Origin of the sequence: Mycolicibacterium llatzerense, assembly GCF_025331195.1 — a bacterium.
Taxonomy (GTDB): domain Bacteria; phylum Actinomycetota; class Actinomycetes; order Mycobacteriales; family Mycobacteriaceae; genus Mycobacterium; species Mycobacterium llatzerense.
The window spans coordinates 364,112-384,236 of record NZ_LXOV01000018.1; the positions used below are offsets into that span (position 1 = coordinate 364,112).

The 20,125-nt window shown below is 66.6% G+C and carries 20 protein-coding genes; 13 read left to right on the top strand and 7 right to left on the bottom strand.

Translation table 11 applies throughout. The features are described 5' to 3' along the window. Positions 1–471 precede the first annotated feature (471 nt). Positions 472–687 carry a hypothetical protein gene (locus A7G45_RS31535; RefSeq protein ID WP_043395855.1) on the top strand — a complete coding sequence of 72 codons (216 nt, stop codon included), beginning with the start codon at positions 472–474 and terminating at the stop codon, positions 685–687. A gap of 47 nt (positions 688–734) precedes the next feature. Then, positions 735–1,700 carry a patatin-like phospholipase family protein gene (locus tag A7G45_RS31540; RefSeq protein WP_071287089.1) on the top strand — a complete coding sequence of 322 codons (966 nt, stop codon included), beginning with the start codon at positions 735–737 and terminating at the stop codon, positions 1,698–1,700. On the opposite strand, the gene A7G45_RS31545 is transcribed toward A7G45_RS31540, so the two are convergent. Then, positions 1,697–2,548 carry a patatin-like phospholipase family protein gene (locus A7G45_RS31545; protein ID WP_110797146.1) on the bottom strand — a complete coding sequence of 284 codons (852 nt, stop codon included), beginning with the start codon at positions 2,546–2,548 and terminating at the stop codon, positions 1,697–1,699. The two genes, A7G45_RS31540 and A7G45_RS31545, sit on opposite strands and share 4 nt — an antisense overlap. A gap of 39 nt (positions 2,549–2,587) precedes the next feature. Further along, positions 2,588–3,061, bottom strand: a complete 474-nt coding sequence (locus A7G45_RS31550) for an SRPBCC family protein (protein ID WP_071287087.1) — start codon at positions 3,059–3,061, stop codon at positions 2,588–2,590. A 40-nt stretch (positions 3,062–3,101) separates the two neighbouring features. Between A7G45_RS31550 and A7G45_RS31555 the strand changes: the two genes are divergently transcribed. Beyond that, on the top strand, positions 3,102–4,145 hold the full coding sequence (locus A7G45_RS31555) for a zinc-binding dehydrogenase (protein WP_260943286.1): 1,044 nt from the start codon (positions 3,102–3,104) through the stop codon (positions 4,143–4,145). Positions 4,146–4,176: 31 nt separating this feature from the next. Here the strand turns inward: A7G45_RS31555 and A7G45_RS31560 are convergent, their stop codons facing one another. Next, positions 4,177–5,226 (bottom strand): NAD(P)H-dependent amine dehydrogenase family protein, encoded by a 1,050-nt coding sequence (locus A7G45_RS31560; RefSeq protein ID WP_260943288.1) that lies wholly within the window; start codon positions 5,224–5,226, stop codon positions 4,177–4,179. Between the two features lie 139 nt (positions 5,227–5,365). Between A7G45_RS31560 and A7G45_RS31565 the strand changes: the two genes are divergently transcribed. Then, positions 5,366–6,559 carry a lipid-transfer protein gene (locus A7G45_RS31565; protein ID WP_071287085.1) on the top strand — a complete coding sequence of 398 codons (1,194 nt, stop codon included), beginning with the start codon at positions 5,366–5,368 and terminating at the stop codon, positions 6,557–6,559. Between the two features lie 92 nt (positions 6,560–6,651). On the opposite strand, the gene A7G45_RS31570 is transcribed toward A7G45_RS31565, so the two are convergent. Beyond that, complete coding sequence (locus A7G45_RS31570) at positions 6,652–7,257, bottom strand: TetR/AcrR family transcriptional regulator (RefSeq protein WP_043395874.1); 606 nt, start codon at positions 7,255–7,257, stop codon at positions 6,652–6,654. Between the two features lie 62 nt (positions 7,258–7,319). Between A7G45_RS31570 and A7G45_RS31575 the strand changes: the two genes are divergently transcribed. Further along, the gene (locus A7G45_RS31575; RefSeq protein ID WP_260943291.1) at positions 7,320–8,150 is read left to right on the top strand and encodes an alpha/beta fold hydrolase; all 831 of its coding nucleotides are present in this window, start codon (positions 7,320–7,322) and stop codon (positions 8,148–8,150) included. Between the two features lie 70 nt (positions 8,151–8,220). Here the strand turns inward: A7G45_RS31575 and A7G45_RS31580 are convergent, their stop codons facing one another. Beyond that, the gene (locus A7G45_RS31580; RefSeq protein ID WP_260943293.1) at positions 8,221–9,849 is read right to left on the bottom strand and encodes a fatty acid--CoA ligase; all 1,629 of its coding nucleotides are present in this window, start codon (positions 9,847–9,849) and stop codon (positions 8,221–8,223) included. A gap of 100 nt (positions 9,850–9,949) precedes the next feature. Between A7G45_RS31580 and A7G45_RS31585 the strand changes: the two genes are divergently transcribed. Then, positions 9,950–10,267, top strand: coding sequence for a hypothetical protein (locus A7G45_RS31585; protein ID WP_043395880.1), 318 nt, complete (start codon positions 9,950–9,952; stop codon positions 10,265–10,267). 55 nt (positions 10,268–10,322) lie between these two features. Here the strand turns inward: A7G45_RS31585 and A7G45_RS31590 are convergent, their stop codons facing one another. Next, positions 10,323–11,459, bottom strand: coding sequence for an MmpL3/TtfA transport complex stabilizer (locus A7G45_RS31590; RefSeq protein WP_260943294.1), 1,137 nt, complete (start codon positions 11,457–11,459; stop codon positions 10,323–10,325). Positions 11,460–11,848: 389 nt separating this feature from the next. Next, the gene (locus A7G45_RS31595; RefSeq protein WP_043396082.1) at positions 11,849–13,180 is read right to left on the bottom strand and encodes a cation:dicarboxylate symporter family transporter; all 1,332 of its coding nucleotides are present in this window, start codon (positions 13,178–13,180) and stop codon (positions 11,849–11,851) included. Positions 13,181–13,297: 117 nt separating this feature from the next. Here A7G45_RS31595 and A7G45_RS31600 point away from each other — a divergent pair, with 117 nt between their 5' ends. The 7 genes from A7G45_RS31600 to A7G45_RS31630 all read left to right on the top strand — a co-directional run bounded on the left by A7G45_RS31600 (position 13,298) and on the right by A7G45_RS31630 (position 20,122). Then, positions 13,298–14,860 (top strand): sensor histidine kinase, encoded by a 1,563-nt coding sequence (locus tag A7G45_RS31600; protein WP_260943295.1) that lies wholly within the window; start codon positions 13,298–13,300, stop codon positions 14,858–14,860. Continuing rightward, on the top strand, positions 14,857–15,546 hold the full coding sequence (locus A7G45_RS31605; RefSeq protein ID WP_260943296.1) for a response regulator: 690 nt from the start codon (positions 14,857–14,859) through the stop codon (positions 15,544–15,546). Before A7G45_RS31600 ends, A7G45_RS31605 begins: the two co-directional genes overlap by 4 nt. A gap of 31 nt (positions 15,547–15,577) precedes the next feature. Then, positions 15,578–16,306, top strand: coding sequence for a DUF3060 domain-containing protein (locus A7G45_RS31610; RefSeq protein WP_260943297.1), 729 nt, complete (start codon positions 15,578–15,580; stop codon positions 16,304–16,306). A gap of 69 nt (positions 16,307–16,375) precedes the next feature. Continuing rightward, a complete protein-coding gene (locus A7G45_RS31615; protein WP_260943298.1) occupies positions 16,376–16,939 on the top strand; it encodes a hypothetical protein in 564 nt (187 codons plus the stop codon). Between the two features lie 32 nt (positions 16,940–16,971). Continuing rightward, the gene (locus A7G45_RS31620; RefSeq protein WP_260943372.1) at positions 16,972–18,261 is read left to right on the top strand and encodes a Dyp-type peroxidase; all 1,290 of its coding nucleotides are present in this window, start codon (positions 16,972–16,974) and stop codon (positions 18,259–18,261) included. A gap of 8 nt (positions 18,262–18,269) precedes the next feature. After that, on the top strand, positions 18,270–19,283 hold the full coding sequence (locus A7G45_RS31625) for a hypothetical protein (RefSeq protein WP_260943299.1): 1,014 nt from the start codon (positions 18,270–18,272) through the stop codon (positions 19,281–19,283). Then, positions 19,280–20,122, top strand: coding sequence for a bile acid:sodium symporter family protein (locus A7G45_RS31630; RefSeq protein ID WP_260943300.1), 843 nt, complete (start codon positions 19,280–19,282; stop codon positions 20,120–20,122). Before A7G45_RS31625 ends, A7G45_RS31630 begins: the two co-directional genes overlap by 4 nt. Positions 20,123–20,125: the final 3 nt, after the last annotated feature.

Sequence of the window (20,125 nt, forward strand, 5' to 3'; positions counted from 1 at the left end):
ACCGGTGGTTTTTGCACTCAGGGACCGCAGACGCCGCGGAAAGGTCCCTTAGTGCAATCACGGTCGCCGCGTGCGATTGGTGATTGACGCTAGGCACTCCTGCGAGCGGGTCTCGCTCCGAACCAGCGGAGGCCAGCCTTGAACGCACGCTGGCCCTGGCAACATCGATTTCGCGATCTGACCGCACGCTCGCGATGTCATACATCGCACGCAAGCCGGTGCCTCCGGAGAATTAATTAGATTAGTTCAACGAATTAATTTTGCGGCCTCTTGCGGCTCAAAATCGGGCCCGAACGCCATTCCCAGAACACAAAGCACAACTAACAAATTTGCCTGCCGACCAGGCAAAACATCGCGAAACCAATGAGATCAGCTAACGAATGCGACGTATTTCCCAACTACTGGTCAGTAATTGTGCTTCGCCTCACACAATGGTGCACACTATGGGATGTCTCACTCATAGTCGAAGGGATGAGCCCGATGGTTGCTCGTCAGCACGTACCGGTCGCGCGGGCGCACAGTGGCGCGGTCAACGGTCGCCGGATGCTCTTCATGGGCACCCTGTTGCTGCTCATCGCGGTCGCATCCGTCAGCGGCATCGTCTTCGCCATGAGCAGCGGACAGCCGCAGGTGGCCTTGATCATCGGCCTGATCTCCGCGGCCTTCTTCTCGCGCATCCGCTGCTGACGCCGCCTCGCCTCACCTCAGCCTGATCCGCACGCCAAGATAGGGCCATGCGGGTCGCACTGGTCCTCGGCAGCGGTGGCGCCCGGGGTTACGCACACATCGGAGTCATCGACGCGCTTCGCGAGCGCGGATACGACGTCGTCGGCATCTCCGGTTCGTCCATGGGCGCACTCGTCGGCGCCCTGCAAGCCGCCGACAAACTCGACGAATTCACCGCGTGGGCCAGCGCCCTCACCCAGAGCGCGGTACTCCGCCTGCTCGATCCGTCCCTCACTGCCGCCGGGGTCCTGCGGGCCGAGAAGATTCTGGCCACCGTCCGCGAGATCATCGGCCCGCGGACCATCGAGAGCCTGCCGATCCCTTTCACCGCCGTCGCAACCGACCTGATCGCGGGAAAGTCGGTCTGGCTGCAGCGCGGCCCCATCGATGCGGCCATCCGGGCCTCCATCGCCATCCCCGGCGTCATCGCCCCGTATCTGCTGGATGGCCGGTTGCTGGCCGACGGCGGCATCCTGGACCCACTGCCCATGGCGCCGCTCGCGGCCGTCAACGCCGACCTGACCATCGCGGTCAGCCTCAACGCCAGCGACCCCAGTCACCCGGCAGAGTCCCCCAGTGCCACCGCCGAACTGTTGAGCCGGATGCGACGCAGCACGACGTCACTGATCGACCGGGCCGCGGCGAGCACCCTGCTCGACGGCCCCACCGCACGATCGGTGCTGAGCCGCTTCAGCAACGCGGTCGACGGAATCGACCAGCCCGCCGAGGCCGACGCCGAGGCCGAGGACTCCGCCGTGCCACGGCTCGGCGGGTTCGAGGTGATGAACCGCACCATCGAAATCTCGCAGGCCGCGTTGATGCGGCACACCCTGGCGGCGTACCCACCTGATCTGCTGATCGAGGTCCCGCGCACGGTGTGCCGCAGCCTGGAGTTCTATCGCGCCGATGAGGTCATCGACATCGGGCACGAATTGGCCAGCGCCGCACTCGATTCCCTCGATCTCGGCAACTAGGCCAGGAACGCGGCGACCTCAGCCGCGACCCGGCGGCCCTGCGCCCGGCCGGCCTGCGCCGACGGAATGCGGCAGGCCGGATCCAGCGGATCGAGACCGAAGGCGGCGAGGGACTCGCCGTCGGCGTAGATGGCGCAGGCGCTGCCCGCGAAACTCTTGACGTCGGCGCCGGGGCCCGCGCCGAACGGTGACGGCGAGTCCGAGGGAGCCGGGACGAGGACGACGGCGGCGTCACAGTCCTTGACCGCAACCATGTTGACGCTGCTGCCCATGCCGCCGTCCATATACCGGCGGCCGCCGATGGTCACGATCGGCCAGGCCGCCGGCACCGCGCAACTGGCCTGGACCGCATCGACCAGGGACACTCCCGACTCGCGGGTGAACACCACCAACTCGCCGGTGTCGATGTCGACGCCGGTGATGCGCAGGTCATGGTCGGGCCACTCGCGCGACGGCAGCCGGCGCTCGATGACGTCGCGGCGCACGGCCGGGCTGACGGTGTCGGCCTCCGCCGCGGCGACCCCGAGGCGCTGCAGCTGCTGGGCGCGGGTGCCGTTGGCGGTGGACATCGCCTCGATGAACACAGTCAAGGCGACTTCGATGTTGATACCGGGGCTGATCTCCGCGGACTCGGCGGCGACCTGGCGTTCGAACAGCTCGCCGATGCTCAGCGCACTGCCCAGCTGAGCGCCGACCGCCGAGCCCGCCGAGGTGCCCAACACCACATCCGCATTCCGCACCGCTGCCGCGATCTCGGGGGCTTCGTCGGCGATTCCCTGCAAAATGCCGGTCTCCCATGCGATGCCGGCGATGCCGCCACCAGCCAAAACGAGCGCACGCTTAGTCATTAGTTCATCTAACATGATCCGGCGTGCACCGTGGGACTGTCATCCCACCAGGAGGTCAGAAAGATGCTCCAGGGACCGGCCGGCGTAGCCCTTCCACAACCGGCCGAACACCGGCAGCAGCGGAGCGGTCGCCGCACCGCGCCGATGCAAGGTCCAGCGCCAGGTGATCTTGGTACCGGTGCCGGCGGGTTGGAACAGCCATTCGCCGTTGACGCCACTGATCAGCGCGGCCATCGGGCCGGTGATGTCGGACAGGGTGTAGCCGAACGAGTGCGGCTCGTTGAACGACGTCAGCGTCTCGGCCATGCTGCCACCGCCCTGCAGCAGAATCGTGCGGGTCTGCCCGACCGCGTCCCAGATGCCGGTCTGGTCACGAACCGCCTTGATCGGCGGGATCGGCCCGTACCACCGACAGAACAGCTCGTTCAACGGCATCGGAACCGTACCGCTGAACGCGTCAGCGACCGTGACGGGAACTGTTCGTGATTGCTCGACCACCAATGCCTGCGCCATGATGGCGATCGTAACCATCGAAGCTGACCACTGGAGTGTCATGACCTCAACGATGCGGGCCCAACGGTTCTACTCCGACACCAAAAAGATTGCGGTGGAAGATGTTCCGATTCCAGAACCAGGCCCCGGCGAGGTCCTCGTCAAAGTCGCCTACTGCGGCATCTGCCACTCCGACCTCAGCCTGATCAACGGCACGTTCCCGTCGCAGCTCCCGGTGGTGACCCAAGGGCACGAGACATCAGGCACCGTCGCCAAGCTGGGACCGGGCGTCACCGGCTGGGCCGAGGGCGACCGCGTCGTCGTCGCCGCCGGCAAGCCGTGCATGGACTGCGTGAACTGCATGCGCGGCGACATGTCGAACTGTCTGCGGATCCGGCTCATGGCGTTCGCGTACGACGGCGGCTGGGCCGAGTACACGGTCGCGCAGGCCTTCGGGCTGACCCGCGTACCCGACAACGTGCCGCTGGAGCAGGCCGCGATCCTGGCCGACGCGGTGTCCACGCCGTTCGGCGCCGTGGTCCGGACCGGCCAGGTGGGCATCGGCGAGTCGGTGGGCGTCTGGGGCGTCGGAGGGCTCGGCACGCACATCGTGCAGTTGGCTCGGTTGGTCGGGGCCGCGCCCATCATCGCCGTCGACGTCAATCCGGCGGTGCTGGAGCGCGCGCTGGCCGTCGGCGCGGACTACGCGTTCGACGCGCGTGACCCGGAGCTGGCGGCGCAGATCGCGTCGGCCACCGGAGGCCGGATGCTCGATGTCGCGTTCGATGCGGTCGGCAAGGGGTCGACGTTCGATCAGGCGCTGGCGTCACTGACCGTCGGCGGCCGGTTCGTCGGTGTCGGCATGAGCGCCGACGCCCCGACGATCGGCCCCACGTCGTTCTTCAACCTGACCCGCAAGCAGGTGCTCGGCCACCTGGGCTACCAGAACGCCGACATCGGCACCCTGGCCACGCTGGTCTCTCGCGGCCGCCTCGACCTCACCCGGTCGATCAGCGAGATCGTGCCGCTGGAGGACGTCGCCGAAGGCATCGCGAAACTCGATCGGGCCGAAGGCAATCCGATCCGCATCCTGATCCAGCCCTAGCCCATTTCCCGCGAGCGTGCGCGAATGAACGCTATCTCAGGCGCGGCGCTGCCTTCGCGCTGACGAGCGGCAGGTCCAGGTAGGTGGCGATACCCGGTTCCGCGGCACACACCGCGGGCACGGAGTTGACGCAGTGGGCGGCGGTGCCGACGACGCCGGGTTCCGGTCCGTCCTCGCCGACGAGTCCCTGAAAGCCCTTGATCGACACGGTGAAGTCCGGATTGCCCTTGACCTCCATCTCGTAGCGTTGACCTTCGGGGCCGAAATCCCATGCGGGATCGAGGTTTTCCTCGCCCATGAACCAGTTGACGGTGATGCGGACGACGACCTCGTCGCCGACGACCGCCTCCCAGTGGAACTTGCGGGCCGCCACCTGGCCGGGCTGGATGAGCCCGAGCGGCGAGTCGATGGGTGCGGTCGCCACCGCAACCTCTTGGCGGGCAACGATCTTCGGGTCGGCGTTGAAACCGAATTGGTCGACGCACATCCGGACAGCCTGGATGAAGCCGCTGTCCAGGAGCTTCTGCATGGGGCCCGTCAGCGCCTTGTCCGGGGTCTCACCGAACCCCATCACGTGCCGCAACACGTCGGGTGCCTCGTAGGTCCGAAGGTCCGAGAACTCCTCGGCCCGAACGAAAGTCACGCCGGTGGACATCGCCGAGAACAGCAGCGGGAACTTCTCGCTGATGCCGCCGGGCGCGATGCCGGTGCCGTGCAGCGTGACGCCACCGGCCAACGCGGCCTCGCGCACCGGCGCGCCCTGCTTTTCGCTCGGGTACACCCAGCCGACCGGCGTCACCACGTTCTTGCCGGACCGCAGCAGCGCGGCGACCTCGTCGGGGTTGGCCATCAGCGGGGCGTAGATGACGGCTTCGGCGTCCAGGTCGAGGATGTCCTGGATGTTGTTGGTGGCGGTGACGCCGAGCGGCGCCACGCCGATGATCTCGCCAACGTCCTTGCCATTCTTGGCTTCCGAATGCACCCAACAGCCGACGAGCTCCAGGTCGGGGTGTTCCAGCACGCCGTTGATCGCGGCGACGCCGACTCCGCCGGTTGCCCACTGCACGACCCGCAACGCCATGAAACCTCCCGAGGACCGGCAGAACTAGAACACGTTCTAGGTTGTATACCACCGGCTCGGCTCCGGAGACCAGACCTTTGAGGTCTTGACTAAAAGCGCCGCGCGTGACTGAACTACAGGTAGTAACGAAAGGAACCCCATGACCAAGAATCGTGTGTTCGTCGTCGGCGTCGGCATGACCAAGTTCGAGAAGCCCGGCAGTCGCGAAGGCTGGGACTACCCGCAGATGGCCAACGAGTCCGGCAACAAGGCGCTCGCCGACGCCGGCATCTCGTACGACCAGGTGGAGCAGGGGTACGTCGGCTACTGCTCCGGCGACTCGACCTCCGGCCAGCGCGCCCTGTACGAACTGGGCATGACGGGCATCCCGATCGTCAACGTCAACAACAACTGTTCGACGGGTTCGACCGCGCTTTACCTTGCCGCACAGGCGATTCGCGGCGGCCTGGCGGATTGCACCATCGCGCTGGGCTTCGAGAAGATGCAGCCGGGCTCGCTCGGCGGCGGCGCACAGGACCGCGAATCCCCGCTGGGCCGGCACGTCAAGGCCCTCGCCGAGATCGACGAGTTCGCCTTCCCGGTGGCGCCGTGGATGTTCGGTGCGGCCGGCCGTGAGCACATGAAGAAGTACGGCACCACCGCCGAACACTTCGCGAAGATCGGCTACAAGAACCACAAGCATTCGGTCAACAACCCGTACGCGCAGTTCCAGGACGAGTACACGCTCGACGACATCCTGGCCGCCAAGATGATCTCCGACCCGCTGACCAAGCTGCAGTGCTCCCCCACCTCCGACGGATCGGGTGCGGCGATCGTCGCCAGCGAGGCGTTCGTCGACAAGCACGGGCTGGCCTCGCAGGCCGTCGAGATCGTCGGCCAGGCCATGACGACCGACTTCGCGTCGACGTTCGACGGCAGCGCCGCCAACATCATCGGCTACGACATGAATGTGCAAGCCGCACAGAAGGTTTACGACCAGTCGGGCCTCGGCCCCGAAGACTTCCAGGTCATCGAGCTGCACGACTGCTTCTCCGCCAACGAGCTGCTGCTGTACGAAGCCCTGGGCCTGTGCGGAGAGGGTGAAGCGCCGCGGCTGATCGACAACAACGACACCACCTACGGCGGGCGCTGGGTGGTCAACCCGTCGGGCGGCCTGATCTCCAAGGGTCACCCGCTGGGCGCGACGGGCCTGGCCCAGTGCTCCGAGCTGACCTGGCAGCTGCGCGGCACCGCCGACAAGCGTCAGGTCGACGGCGTCAACGCCGCTCTACAGCACAACATCGGCCTGGGCGGCGCCGCCGTCGTGACGGCCTACCAGCGCGCCGAGCGCTAGTCACCACCTCTCGCGAGCAGACGCAAAACTGTCAATTTCCGAGCGGAAACGACAGTTTTGCGTCTGCTCGCGGCTGTAACTCGCGGCAGTAATCAGCCCGCGAACATGGCGTCGACCAGGCGGCGCAGCACCTGCCTGGTCTCGCGACGAGTCTTCTTCGGGTCCTCGGACGTGGCGATGAGCATGGCCGCCTCGTCGAGGGCCCCGATCAACACGTGCGCCAGTGCCCGCACCGGCTGACGGGCCAGCTGGCCGGCCTTGATGGCCTCGCTGAGCAACTGCTCCGTCATACCCAGGCTGTAGCGCTGGGCCACATCACGAAAGCCCGCCCAGCCCAGCACGCTCGGGGCATCCAACAGGACCAGCTGCCGCACCTCGGGGTCGCCGGAAACCTCCAGCCAGCCGTCGACCGCGGCCCGGATGGCATCGGCCGGTGTCGTCGCGCCGGACGCCGCCACCGACTCCCCGAGCCGGGCCATCACGTCCTGCTCCACCGCCTCCACCACGGCCAGGAAAAGCGCAGCCTTGTCGGCGAATTGGTGGTACATCGCGCCGCGCGTCACCCCGGCGGTCGTCGCGATCTCGGGCGTACCCACCTCGGCATAACCACGCTCACCCCACAGTCGCCGCGCAGCGACGATCAACGCCTCACGCGTCGCCGCGGAGCGTTCTTCCTGGGTACGCCTCTTGTTTTCCATACACCCTGTTGGTAAGTTGCGGACAGCCTGTTTGTAAATCAGTATCGAGCTAGGAGTGATCCATGTCGATCATCGAGATTAACGCCGGAACCATCCATTTCGAGGAATTCGGGCCGAAGGACGGCAGACCCGTCGTCTTTGTGCACGGATACATGATGGGTGGCCAGCTGTGGCGACAGGTCGGCGCGCGCCTGGCCGCACGCAGCCTGCGATGCATCGCCCCGACCTGGCCGCTGGGGGCGCATTCCGAACCCCTGCGGCCCGGTGCCGACCGAACCATCCATGGTGTCGCGCGCATCGTCGCCGACACCCTGGCCGCACTCGACCTCGACGACGTCGTCATCGTCGGCAACGACACCGGCGGTGTCGTCACCCAGCTGGTCGCGGTCCACCACCCCGAGCGCATCGGTGCCATGGTGCTGACGAGTTGCGATGCGTTCGAGCACTTTCCGCCGCCGATCCTCAAGCCGTTGATCACAGCTTCGCGCTCGAAGGCCATTTTCCGCACCGCCGCCCAGGCAATCCGAATCCCGTTGGTACGCAAGCGCGCCTATGCCGGCCTCGCCTACTCCGACCTCGATGCCCTGACCCGGGAATGGGTCAGCTACCCGCTGTCCAATCCAGCGATCGCCGAGGACCTCCGAGTGTTCACCAGCTCGCTGCGCACCGAGGTCACCACCGCGGTGGCGGCGCGGCTGCCCGAGTTCGACAAGCCGACGCTCATCGCGTGGTCCGCCGACGACGTGTTCTTCGAAGTCGGCGACGGCGAGAAGCTGGCGGACTTGATCCCGCACGCCCGCCTCGAAATCATCGACGGTGCAAGGACTTTCTCGATGCTCGACCGGCCGGACCGGCTCGCCGACCTGATGTCGACCCTCGCGGTCCGCGCTTGATCCCGCGAGCAGACACAAAACTGTCGTTTTTGGCCGAAATACGACAGTTTCGCGTCTGCTCGCGAGGGAACTAGATGGTGACGACCTCGTAGGCGCCATCGGCGTACCGGGCGCGGATGGTCTTCTTGTCGTACTTGCCGACGCTGGTGCGGGGCACCTGGTCGATGAACGTCCAGCGCTCGGGTAGCCACCAGCGAACCACCTTGTCCGCCAAGAACTCTCGCAGCTCGACGGCAGTCGCGGCAGCGCCGTCGTGCAGCACCACAGCAACCAGCGGGCGCTCCTGCCAGCGATCGTCGGGCACTGCGACCACGGCGGCTTCCAGCACGGCCGGGTGCGCGATCAAGTGGTTCTCCAGCTCGACCGACGAAATCCACTCGCCGCCGGACTTGATGACGTCCTTGGCTCGGTCCGTGAGCGTGACGAACCCGCAGTCGTCGATGCGGCCGACGTCACCGGTGCGCAGCCAGCCGCTGTCGAACTTGCTCGCGTCGTAGCCGAGGTAATAGCTGCCGGTGATCCACGGTCCGCGAATCTCGATCTCCCCGACCGCTTCTCCGTCGTGCGGCAGCGGGGTGCCGGCGTCGTCGACGATCCGGATTTCGACGCCGCACATCGGACGCCCCGCGGTCGCGCGGGACGCCCAGTACTGCTCGTCGGACACGTTCGGCAGCGGCTTGGCGGTGGTGGCCAGCGGTGAGGTCTCGGTCATCCCCCAGGCCTGACGGATGTGGACGCCGTACCGTTCCTGGAAGATCCGCATCATCGACACCGGCACGGCCGAGCCGCCGCAGCCGACGATCCGCAGGGACGAAATGTCGTGTCCCGGGTTCTTTTCCAGGCAGTTCATCACGTCGTTCCAGATCGTCGGAACGGCGCCGGCGATGGTCGGGCGATGGGTCTCGATGAGGTCGATCAGCGACGCGCCGTCCAGGAACCGGTCCGGCATCACCAGGTCGGCGCCGGCCATCAGCGCGGCGTACGGCAGACCCCAGGCGTTGGCGTGGAACATCGGCACGATGGGCAGGGTCACGTCGTCACTACCGACGTCCAGCGCATTGCTGGTGCACGTCGCCATAGCATGCAAGAAGCTCGAACGATGGCTGTAGACAACGCCTTTGGGATTTCCGGTGGTGCCGCTGGTGTAACACATCGCGGCTGCGGACCACTCGTCGATCTCGGGCCAGTCGAAGTCGAAGGGCTGGGCGGCCAGCAGTTCGTCGTACCGCAGGACCGTCTTGCCCAAGGCTTCCAGCGGCCCCAAATCCCCTGCGCCGATGGCGATCACGGTGTGCACCGTGGTCATCTGCGGCAGCACCGGGGCGAGCTGAGCGGTCAACGAGAGGTCGGCGATGACGACCGAATCCTCGGCCTCGTTGGCGATGTACGCGATCTGCTCGGGTGAGAGCCGGATATTGAGGGTGTGCAGCACCGCACCCATCGACGGAACGGCCAGGTACGCCACCGTGTGTTCGGCGTTGTTCCACATGAACGTGGCCACCCGCTGGTCCCCGGTGATGCCGAGACCGCGCAACGCGTTGGCCAGCCGCCCGCACTGCTCGCCGACTTCGCCGTAGGTCACGGTGCGGTACTGCCCGCCGCCGAGCGCCGTGGTGACGGTTCGGCGGGAATTCTGCCCGGTCGCGTGCCGCATGATCGTGGCGATGGTGAGCGGGGCGTCCTGCATCGTACTGAGCATCGTGAATTTCGCCTCTGGGTTGCTGCCGCTGGGATGTCGAGATGCTAGCCGACCCTGCCAGGTAGGAGGATGATTAGTGTTGGCACGACAGGAGAAAATCATGCGCAGGAATTGGACGCTCGCCGCAGCGATGGCCGGAGCTGCGCTGACGGTGCTGGCACCGGCGGGATTGGCCGCTGCTGAAACGGCACAAGACACGATCAACCGGCTGCAGTCCGAGGGCTATGTGGTCACGATCGACAAGCTGGGGACGGCGCCGATGTCCCAGTGCAGCGTATCCAGTGTGCGCAATCCGCAGTCGACCACGCAGTGGGTGCCGTTCGCCGGACCGGTCCTGGGCCGCAATGGCAACTCCATCCTGCTGCCGCAGACCAGCAAGACCATTTCGGTGTCGCTCGACTGCACGGGCACGCACTAGCCGCACAACGCAGAACGCCCCCACCTTCACAGTGGGGGCGTTCTCTTTGGACTGATCAGACGGTCGCGGGCTCCAGCGCGCGCACGTCGTTCATGGCCACGGACTTGGTCGCCATGAACTGCGAGTAGAGCAGCGGCTTGGGCGCCTCGACGGCGACCGCGGTGACGTCACCTGCGACGTCCGCGACGTAGAGCCGCGATCCGTCGCGGCTGACGGTGACGCAGGACGGCTGGACATCGGCGGTGATGGTGTCGACGACCGCGTTGGTCTGGGTGCAGAACACCGAGACGCGGTCGTAGTCGACGACGTAGGCGCGGGTGCCGTCGGCACCGAGCACCAGCTGGGTCGGGGCGTCACCGACGGCGAAGCGACCGGTCACGCGGCCCGCGGCCAGGTCGACGACGTGCACCTCACCGCGGGCGGTCAGGTCCGAGGTCAGCACGTAGGCGGTGTTGTCCGGGCCGAGCGCCAGGCTGCGGATCGGGGCACCGATGACGATGGTGTTGCGGATGCGCGCGGTCTCGGTGTCGACGACGACCAGCTGGCTGCCCATCTCGTCGGTGGTGGCGACGTAGAGCCGGCGACCGGTGTGGTCGACCGAGAGGGCGTCGATGCTGATGGCGGCACCGGTGGCGATCTCGATGGTGCCGACGCGGTCGGCGGTGATGTCGATGACGGCGACGTCGATGTAGGCGTCACCTGCGCGGCCTGCGAACACGCGCTTGCCGTCGGGGCTGACTGCCAGGGCGCTGACGCCGGAGGCCAGCGGGTAGGCGGCCAGCTCGGCACCGGTGGCGACGTCGATGACGGCGATGCCGTCGAATTCGGCACCCGACACGGCGACGTAGGCCCGGTCATCGGTGGCGACGACCGCGAACGGCTCACCGTCGACGGCGATATCGCGGATGCTGCGGCTGCGCGGCTCGATCAGCGACACCATGTTGTCGGCGTAGCTGGTCGCGACCAACTGGCCCGCGCTCTCGGCGATGTCGGCGATGGTGCCGCGGCCAACCTGCGCGATGTCCATGGTTCCGCGCAGCGCCTGGGCGCCCGCCCGCTTCGCTTTTGCACGAGCGTTATTATTTGCCACGATCTTCGGTACCTCCGCCAGCGCGGCAACGCGCCGGTAGTCGATTTCCCGTCCGGGTGCGCCCGGATGAGCGCTGCTTTCAAGAAGTGTAGTGATCCCCACCGACATTCCGGACGGCTTCAGCGACGCCACATCGCGAATTGAACAGGTGCTCTTAGGAGTTACTTAAGGTGCGAATTGTTATGCACTTGTTATCAAAGGCGATCGACGCTCCGACCTGGGTAAACATCAGGCAAATTCAATTTGAGCAAACTCAGGCAGACCTCATTTCTGAGGGTTTCCAAACACTGTTTCGCGACATTCCCAGGCAAAGTGAGCGAAACATCACACCGCGACACGAACGCATTGAATCCCATCCGTCTCATCCGCACGATACAACTCAGGCCCCACTTCTGTTCATCAAGATCGTTAGGGCGTCAGCACCCGCCTGAACTGGGCTTGAGATTCGCTGTTATCGACGAGTTCACATTTTGTTCATGATGAGACGGGCGTCACACCGACGTTGCGGACGGGCTGGGGACACCCGAATCGAGCATCGTCAGTTCGTCGAACGGATCGGCGCCGTGCAACACCGCCTCGGCCTTCGCGCGGTCGAGTGTCCCGGTCCACGATCCGATCAGCACCGTGGCGACCGCGTTACCCGAGAAGTTGGTGACGGCCCGCGCCTCCGACATGAACCGGTCGATACCCACGATCAGGCCGACCCCGTCCAGCAGGTCCGGGCGGTGACTCTGCAGGCCTCCGGCCAGCGTCGCGAGGCCGGCGCCGGTGACGCCGGCAGCGCCCTTGGAGGCGACGATCATGAAGACGAGCAGCGCCAGCTGCTCCCCGATCGCCATCGGCCGTCCCATGGCGTCGGCGATGAACAGCGCCGCCATGGTCAGGTAGATCGCGGTCCCGTCGAGGTTGAACGAGTAGCCGGTCGGCACCACGACGCCGACGGTGCTGCGGTCCACGCCCAGGTGTTCCATCTTGGCGATCAGCCGGGGCAGCGCCGACTCCGACGACGACGTCGAGAAGATCAGCAGGTACTCGCGGGCCAGGTAGCGGACCAGCCGGAAGATCGACATCCGCGTCACCGACCACAGCACCACCCCGAGCACACCGAAGACGAAGACGATGCAGGTCACGTAGAAGCCGAGCATCAGGGTCAGCAGCTGGGTGACCGCCTTCCAGCCGGTCTGGCCGACGACGCCCGCCATCGCGCCGAAGGCGCCGATCGGGGCCAGCCACAGGATCATGCTCAGCACCCGGAACACCAGTTTCTGCAGGTGCTCGACGCCCCGCAGGACGGGTTCGCCGGCGGTGCCCATCGCCTGCACGGCGAATCCGACGAGCAGGGCGATGAACAGGGCCTGCAGCACGTTTCCGCTGGTCAGAGCGGACAGCAAGGTCTCGGGGATGATGTGCGAGACGAAGTCCATGAGACCGCCCGCCTCGTGCGCCTTCTGAGCCAGTTTCGCGCCCTGGCCGGTCGCCTGCGCGGACAGGTGCAGGCCTGATCCGGGGCTCAGAAGGTTGCCGACGACGAGGCCGATGGCCAGCGCCACGGTCGACATCAGCAGGAAGTAGGCGAGCGACAGGCCACCGATCTTGCCGACGGTCGCCGCTTTGCGCACCGAGCCGATGCCCAGCACGATCGTGCAGAAGATGACCGGGGTGATCATCATCTTGATCAGGTTGACGAACAGGGTGCCGAGGATCGCGATGTCCTTGCCCACCCCCGGTGCGATGAGGCCAACGGCCACACCGCCGACGACGGCGACGAGCACGGCGATGTACAGCCAGTGCGTGCGGTCGCGACGCGGCGCTTGATCAGTCATGTCGGGGAATCCTCCGGCCTCGATGGCGAAAACTTCTGCAAGGATGTTGGTCCAGAACGTGAGGCACGTCACGCATATGTTCATTTCGTTCACGGAAGTTCACAGAAGGGCGCAGGGATGCGCAGATGGCCGGCCGCGCCGCGCTGGTCTCTGGCTGGGCAGATCGTCGCGCTGCAGATCGCGATCATCATCGTGGTGGTGGCCGCCGGTAGCGCGCTGGCGCTGGTGCAATCGCGCCGCACCAACGACGCCGCGGCCAAGCAATTACTGACCGGCATCGTCACGGCGCTGGCCGACGCCCCATCGACAGCGGCCGCGCTGCAGGCGGGCCGAGCCACCGAGGTGCTCCAGCCGGTCACCGAAACCGTTCGGGCACAGACCGGGATCGCGTTCATCACCGTCATGGCGCCCGACGGCACCCGGTTCACCCACACCGACCCGAGCCGGATCGGCGCCCACTATCTGGGGACCATGGAGCCGGCCCTGAAAGGCCAGACGTTCACCGAGTTCTACACCGGGACGCTCGGCCGGTCGGTACGCACCATCGCCCCGGTTCGGGACGGTTCCGGACGGGTGCTGGGTCTGGTCGCCGCGGGCATCACCGAGACCACACTGACCGCGCAGTGGCGCCACCAGATTCCCGTGATCGCGGCGATCAGCCTTGCCGCCCTTGCTCTTTCATTGGCCGGCGCCTGGCTGATCCGGCGCCGGCTGCTCCGTCAGACGCACGGCCTGCGGCCGGAGGAACTGCGCGTGATGTACGAGCACCACGACGCCGTCCTGCATTCGGTCTCGGAAGGTCTGCTGGTGCTCGAGAAGGGCCGTGTGGCGCTGGCCAACGACGAGGCGCGCCGCCTGCTCGCCCTGCCGCCGGGCACGGTGGCACTGTCCGATCTGCCGGAGTTCCTGCGCGCCGCTGACCCCGGCGTGCGCGACGAGGTCCACGTCACCGACGAGCGGGTGCTGGTGGTGAGCCGCTCACCGGTGTTCGGTGCCGCGGGTTCGGAGGTCGTGACGATCCGGGACCGCACCGAATTGCAAAGCACCCTGGGCGAACTCAGCTCGCTGAAGGTCCTCACCGATTCGTTGCGGGCGCAGGCGCACGAAGCCGCCAACAAACTGCACACGGTGATCACCATGGTCGAGATGGGCCGCCCGTCGGACGCCGTCGCCTTCGCCACCGACGAACTGGAGCTGTCGCAGCGACTCGTCGACCGGCTGTCCAGCGAGGTCCATGAACCCGCGCTGGTGGCGCTGCTGCTGGGCAAGAGCGCACAAGCCAACGAGCGTGGTATCGATTTCACCGTCACGTTGGACTCGCAATTGCCTTCGGACACTTCATATCTACCGCTGACCGGGCAGGAGATGGTGACGGTGCTGGGCAACCTGATCGACAACGCGATGGATGCGTGCGACCGCGACGAGCCGTGGATCGAGGTGACGGTGCGCTGCGAGCCGGGTGCCGAACTGGTGCTGCGGGTGGCCGACAGCGGCTCCGGCATGGACCCGCAGACCTTCGAAAACGCCATGCGCCGTGGCTATTCGACGAAATCGGCGCCGGGGCACGGCCTCGGCCTGGCCCTGGTGGCGCAGGTGGTCAAGCGGCACGGGGGCACCCTCGAGTCGGACGTCAGCTACGGGTCGGTGGTCTCGGTGACGATCCCGGCGGTACTCAGATGACCAGGGTGCTGATCGTCGACGACGACCCGCTGATCGCCGAGGCCCACCGCACGTATGTCGAACGGCTGGAAGGTTTTTCCGTCGCGGCGGTGGCACACACCGCACGTGAGGCGATGCAGTTCGCCAGCCGCGCGACCACCACCGACGAGCCCGTCGACCTGGTGCTGCTGGACCTCGGGTTGCCCGACGCCAGCGGGATCAGCCTGGCCTCGGCGCTGTCCGGGCTGCGGCCGGCGCCGGACATCATCGCCATCACCTCCGAGCGCGACCTCGAAATGGTGCGGGCGGCCGTCGCGCACGGTGCGCTGGCCTACCTGTTGAAGCCCTTCACGTTCGCCGCGTTCCGGGACCGGTTGGATCGCTATCAGCGGTACCGGACGGCGCTGCCGTCCGGGGTGGACGCCGCGAGCCAGGCCGAGGTGGACCGGGCGCTCGCCGAATTGCGCACCGGCGCAGACAAATCCGCGGCCCCGAAGGGTGCCGCCACGCTGACCAACGACGACATCGCCCGCGCGGTGCGGGACAGTCCCGACGGGCTGACCGCAGACGAAGCCGCGAAGGCGGTCGGGGTGGCCCGGGTGACCGCGTGGCGTTATCTGGAACGGCTGGCGGACGACGGAACGGTCACGCGCCGAAGCGAATACGGCGGGACCGGCCGGCCCAAGACCCGCTACCTGTGGCGTTGAGCCGCCCCGCCGGGTGTGACAGCATCGGAACATGAGTCGCGACGACGATCCCGAGGCCCGCATCCGCGAACTCGAACGCGCGATGAACGAACAGGCCCGGGCCTCGGAGCTGACCGAACCCGGCCAGCAGTGGTCCTCGCGGGCGCCGGTCACAAATCGGCCGTACTCCGCCCAGTACAGCCGACCGCAGAAGACCTGGCCGGCGCAGCCGCTGCCGTCGGGGGTGCCGAGTACCGCGGCACGTCGCATGATCTTGGGCGCCGTCGTCCTCGCGGTGTTGGTGGGTCCGGTGGTGGCGGGAATCGTCTTCATCGCCAACCTCACCGGAAAGAAGCACACGACGTTTCTCCCGCCCAGCGCCGGTCAGCAACCCAGCGTCTCGGTCGCCGTTCCGACCCCGGCTCACCCCGGCGACGAATCCTCGGTGGTCGTCAACGGCACCACCGTGATGTCCGGACCGGGCCTGGTCGAATTGCCGCCGCAGTCCGATGATCCCAACGCGCCCATCCAGGTCGCGGGCGTGCGTGGCCACCGAACCGTGGCGTGCAACGACCGCACGATCAACATCAGCGGGGTGTCCAACAGCGTCACCATCACCGGACACTGCTCGACCGTCCAGGTATCCGGCATCGAGAACACCGTGACCGTCGACTCCGCCGACAAGATCGTCACGTCAGGCATGGACAACCACGTCACCTATCACTCGGGGACGCCGGACATCCCGAATCCGGGCAGGTCCAACACCGTCAGCCGCGGCTGAGTCAGCTTCCGACGATTTCCCCCGAATCGGGGGACGACGTAGGTCTGCGGCGCTCATAATCTCGTTGCCATGGCGCACAACGGAAATGACGATTGGACCCAGCCCGCAGCTCTAGCCATCCCGAAGGAGGGCTACTTCGAGCTGACCCGCGGCCGCTACGGACCGGTCTACCCGCGCACCCCGGCGTGCTACGGCTTCAACATCATCGCCAAGGTGCTCGACGGCCATGAGCAGGCGATCCGCGACTACGGCAAACAGCTCGAAGCCGCCGTCGCCGCACAGCCCGACGTCCTGGCCCCGCTGAAGCTGCACTACCTGCGGTGGCAGCTGTTCGACGTCGGCTCCGGTCTGCACTTCCAGTACCAGGGCATCTTCGACACCGACTTCGACAAGTACACCGAGGACGCCGTCAAGCTGTTCAGCTCGACCGGCATCACCACCGCGTTCACCCACCTGGAGGGCTTCCCGAAGGATTGGCAGACCAACCCCGAGGCCTTCATCATGTTCGTCCGCGAGCACCAGGTACCCAGCTTCCTGGAGTACGGCGAGTACCCGTACGTGACGTCCGTGGAGGTCAAGAAGGCACTGCGGCTCAAGGCCGCGTTCTCCGAGATGTTGGACCAAATGCAGTGACAGCCCTCGAATTCGACGACATTCAGCACATCATGCTGACCGGGACGCCCCATCTGACCGGTCGGTACGAGTTCCTGACTTTCGACACCCCCGAAGCCGGCCAAGCCTGGCTGGCCGAGATGGTTCCCCTCGTGCAGTCGGCGACCGATGTCCGCGAGAAGGTCAACATCTTCAAGCGGTGGGTCAACCTGGCGTTCACCTGGAACGGCTTGCGCGCGTTGGGACTTGACGAGGACGCGCTGGCCACCTTCCCCGCCGAGTTCCGGGAGGGCATGGCCGCCCGCGCCGACATCCTCGGCGATACCGGTGCGGCCGCACCCGAGCATTGGGTGGGTGGGCTCGCGGGCGACGATCTGCACGCGATCGTCATCCTGTTCGCCCGGGACGAGGACGAACGGGTGCGGTGCGTCGGTGAACACGACGCGCTGCTCGCCCGCTGCCCCGGGGTGCGGTCGCTGTCGCATCTGGATCTGGCGGCCACCGCGCCGTTCGACTACGACCACGATCACTTCGGGTACCGCGATCCGGTATCCCAGCCGCAGATGCAGGGGTCCGGCGAGGAGTTGATCCCGGGTGCGGGTGGGGCGCTGGCCCCGGGCGAGTTCCTGCTCGGCTATCCGGACGAGGAGGGGCTCGTATCGAATCAGCCTGCGCTCGAAGCTCTTTCACGCAACGGCAGCTACATGGCGTATCGCCGGCTGGAGGAGCATGTCGGGGTCTTCCGCGACTATCTGCGGCAGAACGCCGAGGACGCCGAGAGCCAGGAGCTGTTGGCGGCCAAGTTCATGGGCCGCTGGCGCAGCGGCGCTCCGTTGGTGCTGGCCCCTGAGCACGACGATCCCGAGCTCGGTGCGGATCCGATGCGCAACAACGACTTCGACTACGGCACGATGGATCCGCACGGCTATAAGTGTCCGCTGGGCTCGCATGCGCGTCGGCTCAATCCACGTGATACCGAGCCGAATCCCAATCGGCGCAGGCTGATCCGGCGCAGTGGCACATACGGGCCGGCACTGCCGGAGGACGTGCCCGACGACGGTGTCGAACGCGGCGTCGGGATGTTCCTCATCTGCGCCAGCCTGGTGCGGCAGTTCGAGTTCGCCCAGAACGTGTGGATCAACGACGCGGCGTTCCAGGAGCTCGGCAACGAACACGACCCCATCTGCGGCACCCAGGACGGCACGCTGGACTTCACGATCCCGAAGCGGCCGATCCGCAAGGTACACAAGGGGTTACCGGCATTCACCACGCTGCGCGGCGGGGCGTATTTCTTCCTGCCCGGCCTGAGCGCACTGCGTCATCTCTCGACTTTGAAGAACTAGGAGAAATCATGGCATCGACCCAGTCCTACGCCCGCACCTACAACCAGGCGCACATAACCCGCCCGCACAACGGCAACCGACGTGTCAGCATCTACTGGTCGTGGAGCTACCCGTGGGAGGCGCAGCGCGACCCGGCGCTGCTCTACAACCGGTTCTCCACCATGACCGAGGTGCGCGCGGCGACGTGGCCGGCGTACGAAGGTCCCGAGTACAGCCCGCGGAACTTCCTGCAGGGCGTCGACGGCACGTTGGAGCTGTTCCACCGCTCCTCCTTGACCTTCCAGGACGTGGCCGGGGAAGCGACCGGGCATCCGGTGGCGGTGTTCCAGCGGGTCGATCAGGCCGGTTACCGGCTGCCGATCGATGAGCGCATCCTGAACGACACCGACACTCTGATGATCTTCGGCCTGGACCACCTGCTGGGCGACGAGGACGCCGCCCCGGAAGAGATCGCCGCGATCCAGCAGTGGCTCAAGCGCGAGGGCACGTGCCTGATGCTGGCCCCGCACCACGACGTCGGCTTCACCGACGACAAAGAGCAGCAGCAGATGGAGTACCTGCACCACGGCGACCCGCTGACGCCCCGGATCCAGCGCTTCAGCGGTTTCGCGCGGTCGCTGCTGACCGGGCTGAACATCCCTGTGCACAACACCTGGGGCCTGCGCCCCGCGACGGTCGAGGGCACCAAACAGATTGTGCCGCTTACCGCTTTCCGCGATCTGGATTCGGCCGGCCTGCTGCGGGACGTCTCCACGCTGGCCCTGCATCCGCATCTGCCGCACTACGCGCTGACGGCCCCGGAGAGCCCGGACCTTCGGGTGCTGGGCCGGCAGCTGATCGACCAGACCCGGCCGCATCCGTTCACCCTGGCGGGCAACACGGAGTTCAACGCGCTGATCCACATGCCGCCGACCGGTGACCGTGCGGGCGACATCGTGCTGGTCGACTCAACGCACTTCACGACCCTGTTCGGCGCCAGCGACAGCCTGAAGTCGTTCTGGCGCAATCTGGTGACGATGTGACGCTGAGCGATCTGGCGGCGCGCGGTGCCAACATCGCCGTCGTCCTGTTCGTGGTGTCCAGCACTCTGGGCGTCGGGCTGAGCCTGACCCCGGCCCAGATTCTGGCACCGCTCAAGGACATTCGGGTGGTGAGCCTGGCCCTGGTCGCCAATTTCGTTGCGGCGCCGCTGGTTGCCTTCGGACTGTGGCGCCTACTGGCCCTCGACGAGCCACTGGGCGTCGGCCTGCTGCTGTGCGGGCTGGCGGCGGGTGCGCCGTTCCTGATCAAACTCGCCGAGTTCGCCAAGGCCGACGCGGGTTTGACGGTGGGCCTGATGGCGCTGCTGATGATCACCACAGTCGCCTACGTGCCGATCGTGCTGCCGATCTTCCTCAAGGGATCGGAGGTCGATCCGCTCGCGATCGCGTCGTCGTTGGTGGTCCTCATGCTGATCCCCTTGGCGATCGGGCTGTTCTGCCGGAAGCAGGCTCCGACGGTGGCCGTGCGGATCAGGCCGGCCATCGGACTGCTCAGCACCGTCAGCATGGTGCTGGTGGTCGTCCTGACCATCGTCGCCAATTTCCGGGAGGTGCTGTCGGTGTACGGCACCCGTGGCATCCTGGCGGCCATCGTCTACACCGCCGTGTGCGCCGGAATCGGTTGGGGTCTGGTATTTTTCAGCACCACCGCGCGGCCGGTGCTCGCATTGGGCACGGCACAGCGCAATGCGGCGGCGGCCTTCGTGGTGGCCGGCCAGAACTTCGACGATCCACGCGTCACGGTGATGATCACGGTGGTGCTGATCGCCGAGTTCACGATGCTCATCCCGTTCGCCCGGTTCCTGGCCCGCAGGGCCTGACAG

What these genes read in the sequence shown, in the direction of transcription:
- A7G45_RS31580 (WP_260943293.1), bottom strand. Translation starts at nt 9,849, where the DNA reads ATGCTCAGTACGATGCAGGACGCCCCGCTCACCATCGCCACGATCATG.
- A7G45_RS31550 (WP_071287087.1), bottom strand. Translation starts at nt 3,061, where the DNA reads ATGGCGCAGGCATTGGTGGTCGAGCAATCACGAACAGTTCCCGTCACG.
- A7G45_RS31575 (WP_260943291.1), top strand. Translation starts at nt 7,320, where the DNA reads ATGTCGATCATCGAGATTAACGCCGGAACCATCCATTTCGAGGAATTC.
- A7G45_RS31625 (WP_260943299.1), top strand. Translation starts at nt 18,270, where the DNA reads ATGGCATCGACCCAGTCCTACGCCCGCACCTACAACCAGGCGCACATA.
- A7G45_RS31620 (WP_260943372.1), top strand. Translation starts at nt 16,972, where the DNA reads ATGCTGACCGGGACGCCCCATCTGACCGGTCGGTACGAGTTCCTGACT.
- A7G45_RS31615 (WP_260943298.1), top strand. Translation starts at nt 16,376, where the DNA reads ATGGCGCACAACGGAAATGACGATTGGACCCAGCCCGCAGCTCTAGCC.
- A7G45_RS31610 (WP_260943297.1), top strand. Translation starts at nt 15,578, where the DNA reads ATGAGTCGCGACGACGATCCCGAGGCCCGCATCCGCGAACTCGAACGC.
- A7G45_RS31545 (WP_110797146.1), bottom strand. Translation starts at nt 2,548, where the DNA reads ATGACTAAGCGTGCGCTCGTTTTGGCTGGTGGCGGCATCGCCGGCATC.
- A7G45_RS31560 (WP_260943288.1), bottom strand. Translation starts at nt 5,226, where the DNA reads ATGGCGTTGCGGGTCGTGCAGTGGGCAACCGGCGGAGTCGGCGTCGCC.
- A7G45_RS31565 (WP_071287085.1), top strand. Translation starts at nt 5,366, where the DNA reads ATGACCAAGAATCGTGTGTTCGTCGTCGGCGTCGGCATGACCAAGTTC.
- A7G45_RS31605 (WP_260943296.1), top strand. Translation starts at nt 14,857, where the DNA reads ATGACCAGGGTGCTGATCGTCGACGACGACCCGCTGATCGCCGAGGCC.
- A7G45_RS31600 (WP_260943295.1), top strand. Translation starts at nt 13,298, where the DNA reads ATGCGCAGATGGCCGGCCGCGCCGCGCTGGTCTCTGGCTGGGCAGATC.
- A7G45_RS31585 (WP_043395880.1), top strand. Translation starts at nt 9,950, where the DNA reads ATGCGCAGGAATTGGACGCTCGCCGCAGCGATGGCCGGAGCTGCGCTG.
- A7G45_RS31555 (WP_260943286.1), top strand. Translation starts at nt 3,102, where the DNA reads ATGACCTCAACGATGCGGGCCCAACGGTTCTACTCCGACACCAAAAAG.
- A7G45_RS31595 (WP_043396082.1), bottom strand. Translation starts at nt 13,180, where the DNA reads ATGACTGATCAAGCGCCGCGTCGCGACCGCACGCACTGGCTGTACATC.
- A7G45_RS31570 (WP_043395874.1), bottom strand. Translation starts at nt 7,257, where the DNA reads ATGGAAAACAAGAGGCGTACCCAGGAAGAACGCTCCGCGGCGACGCGT.
- A7G45_RS31540 (WP_071287089.1), top strand. Translation starts at nt 735, where the DNA reads ATGCGGGTCGCACTGGTCCTCGGCAGCGGTGGCGCCCGGGGTTACGCA.
- A7G45_RS31535 (WP_043395855.1), top strand. Translation starts at nt 472, where the DNA reads ATGAGCCCGATGGTTGCTCGTCAGCACGTACCGGTCGCGCGGGCGCAC.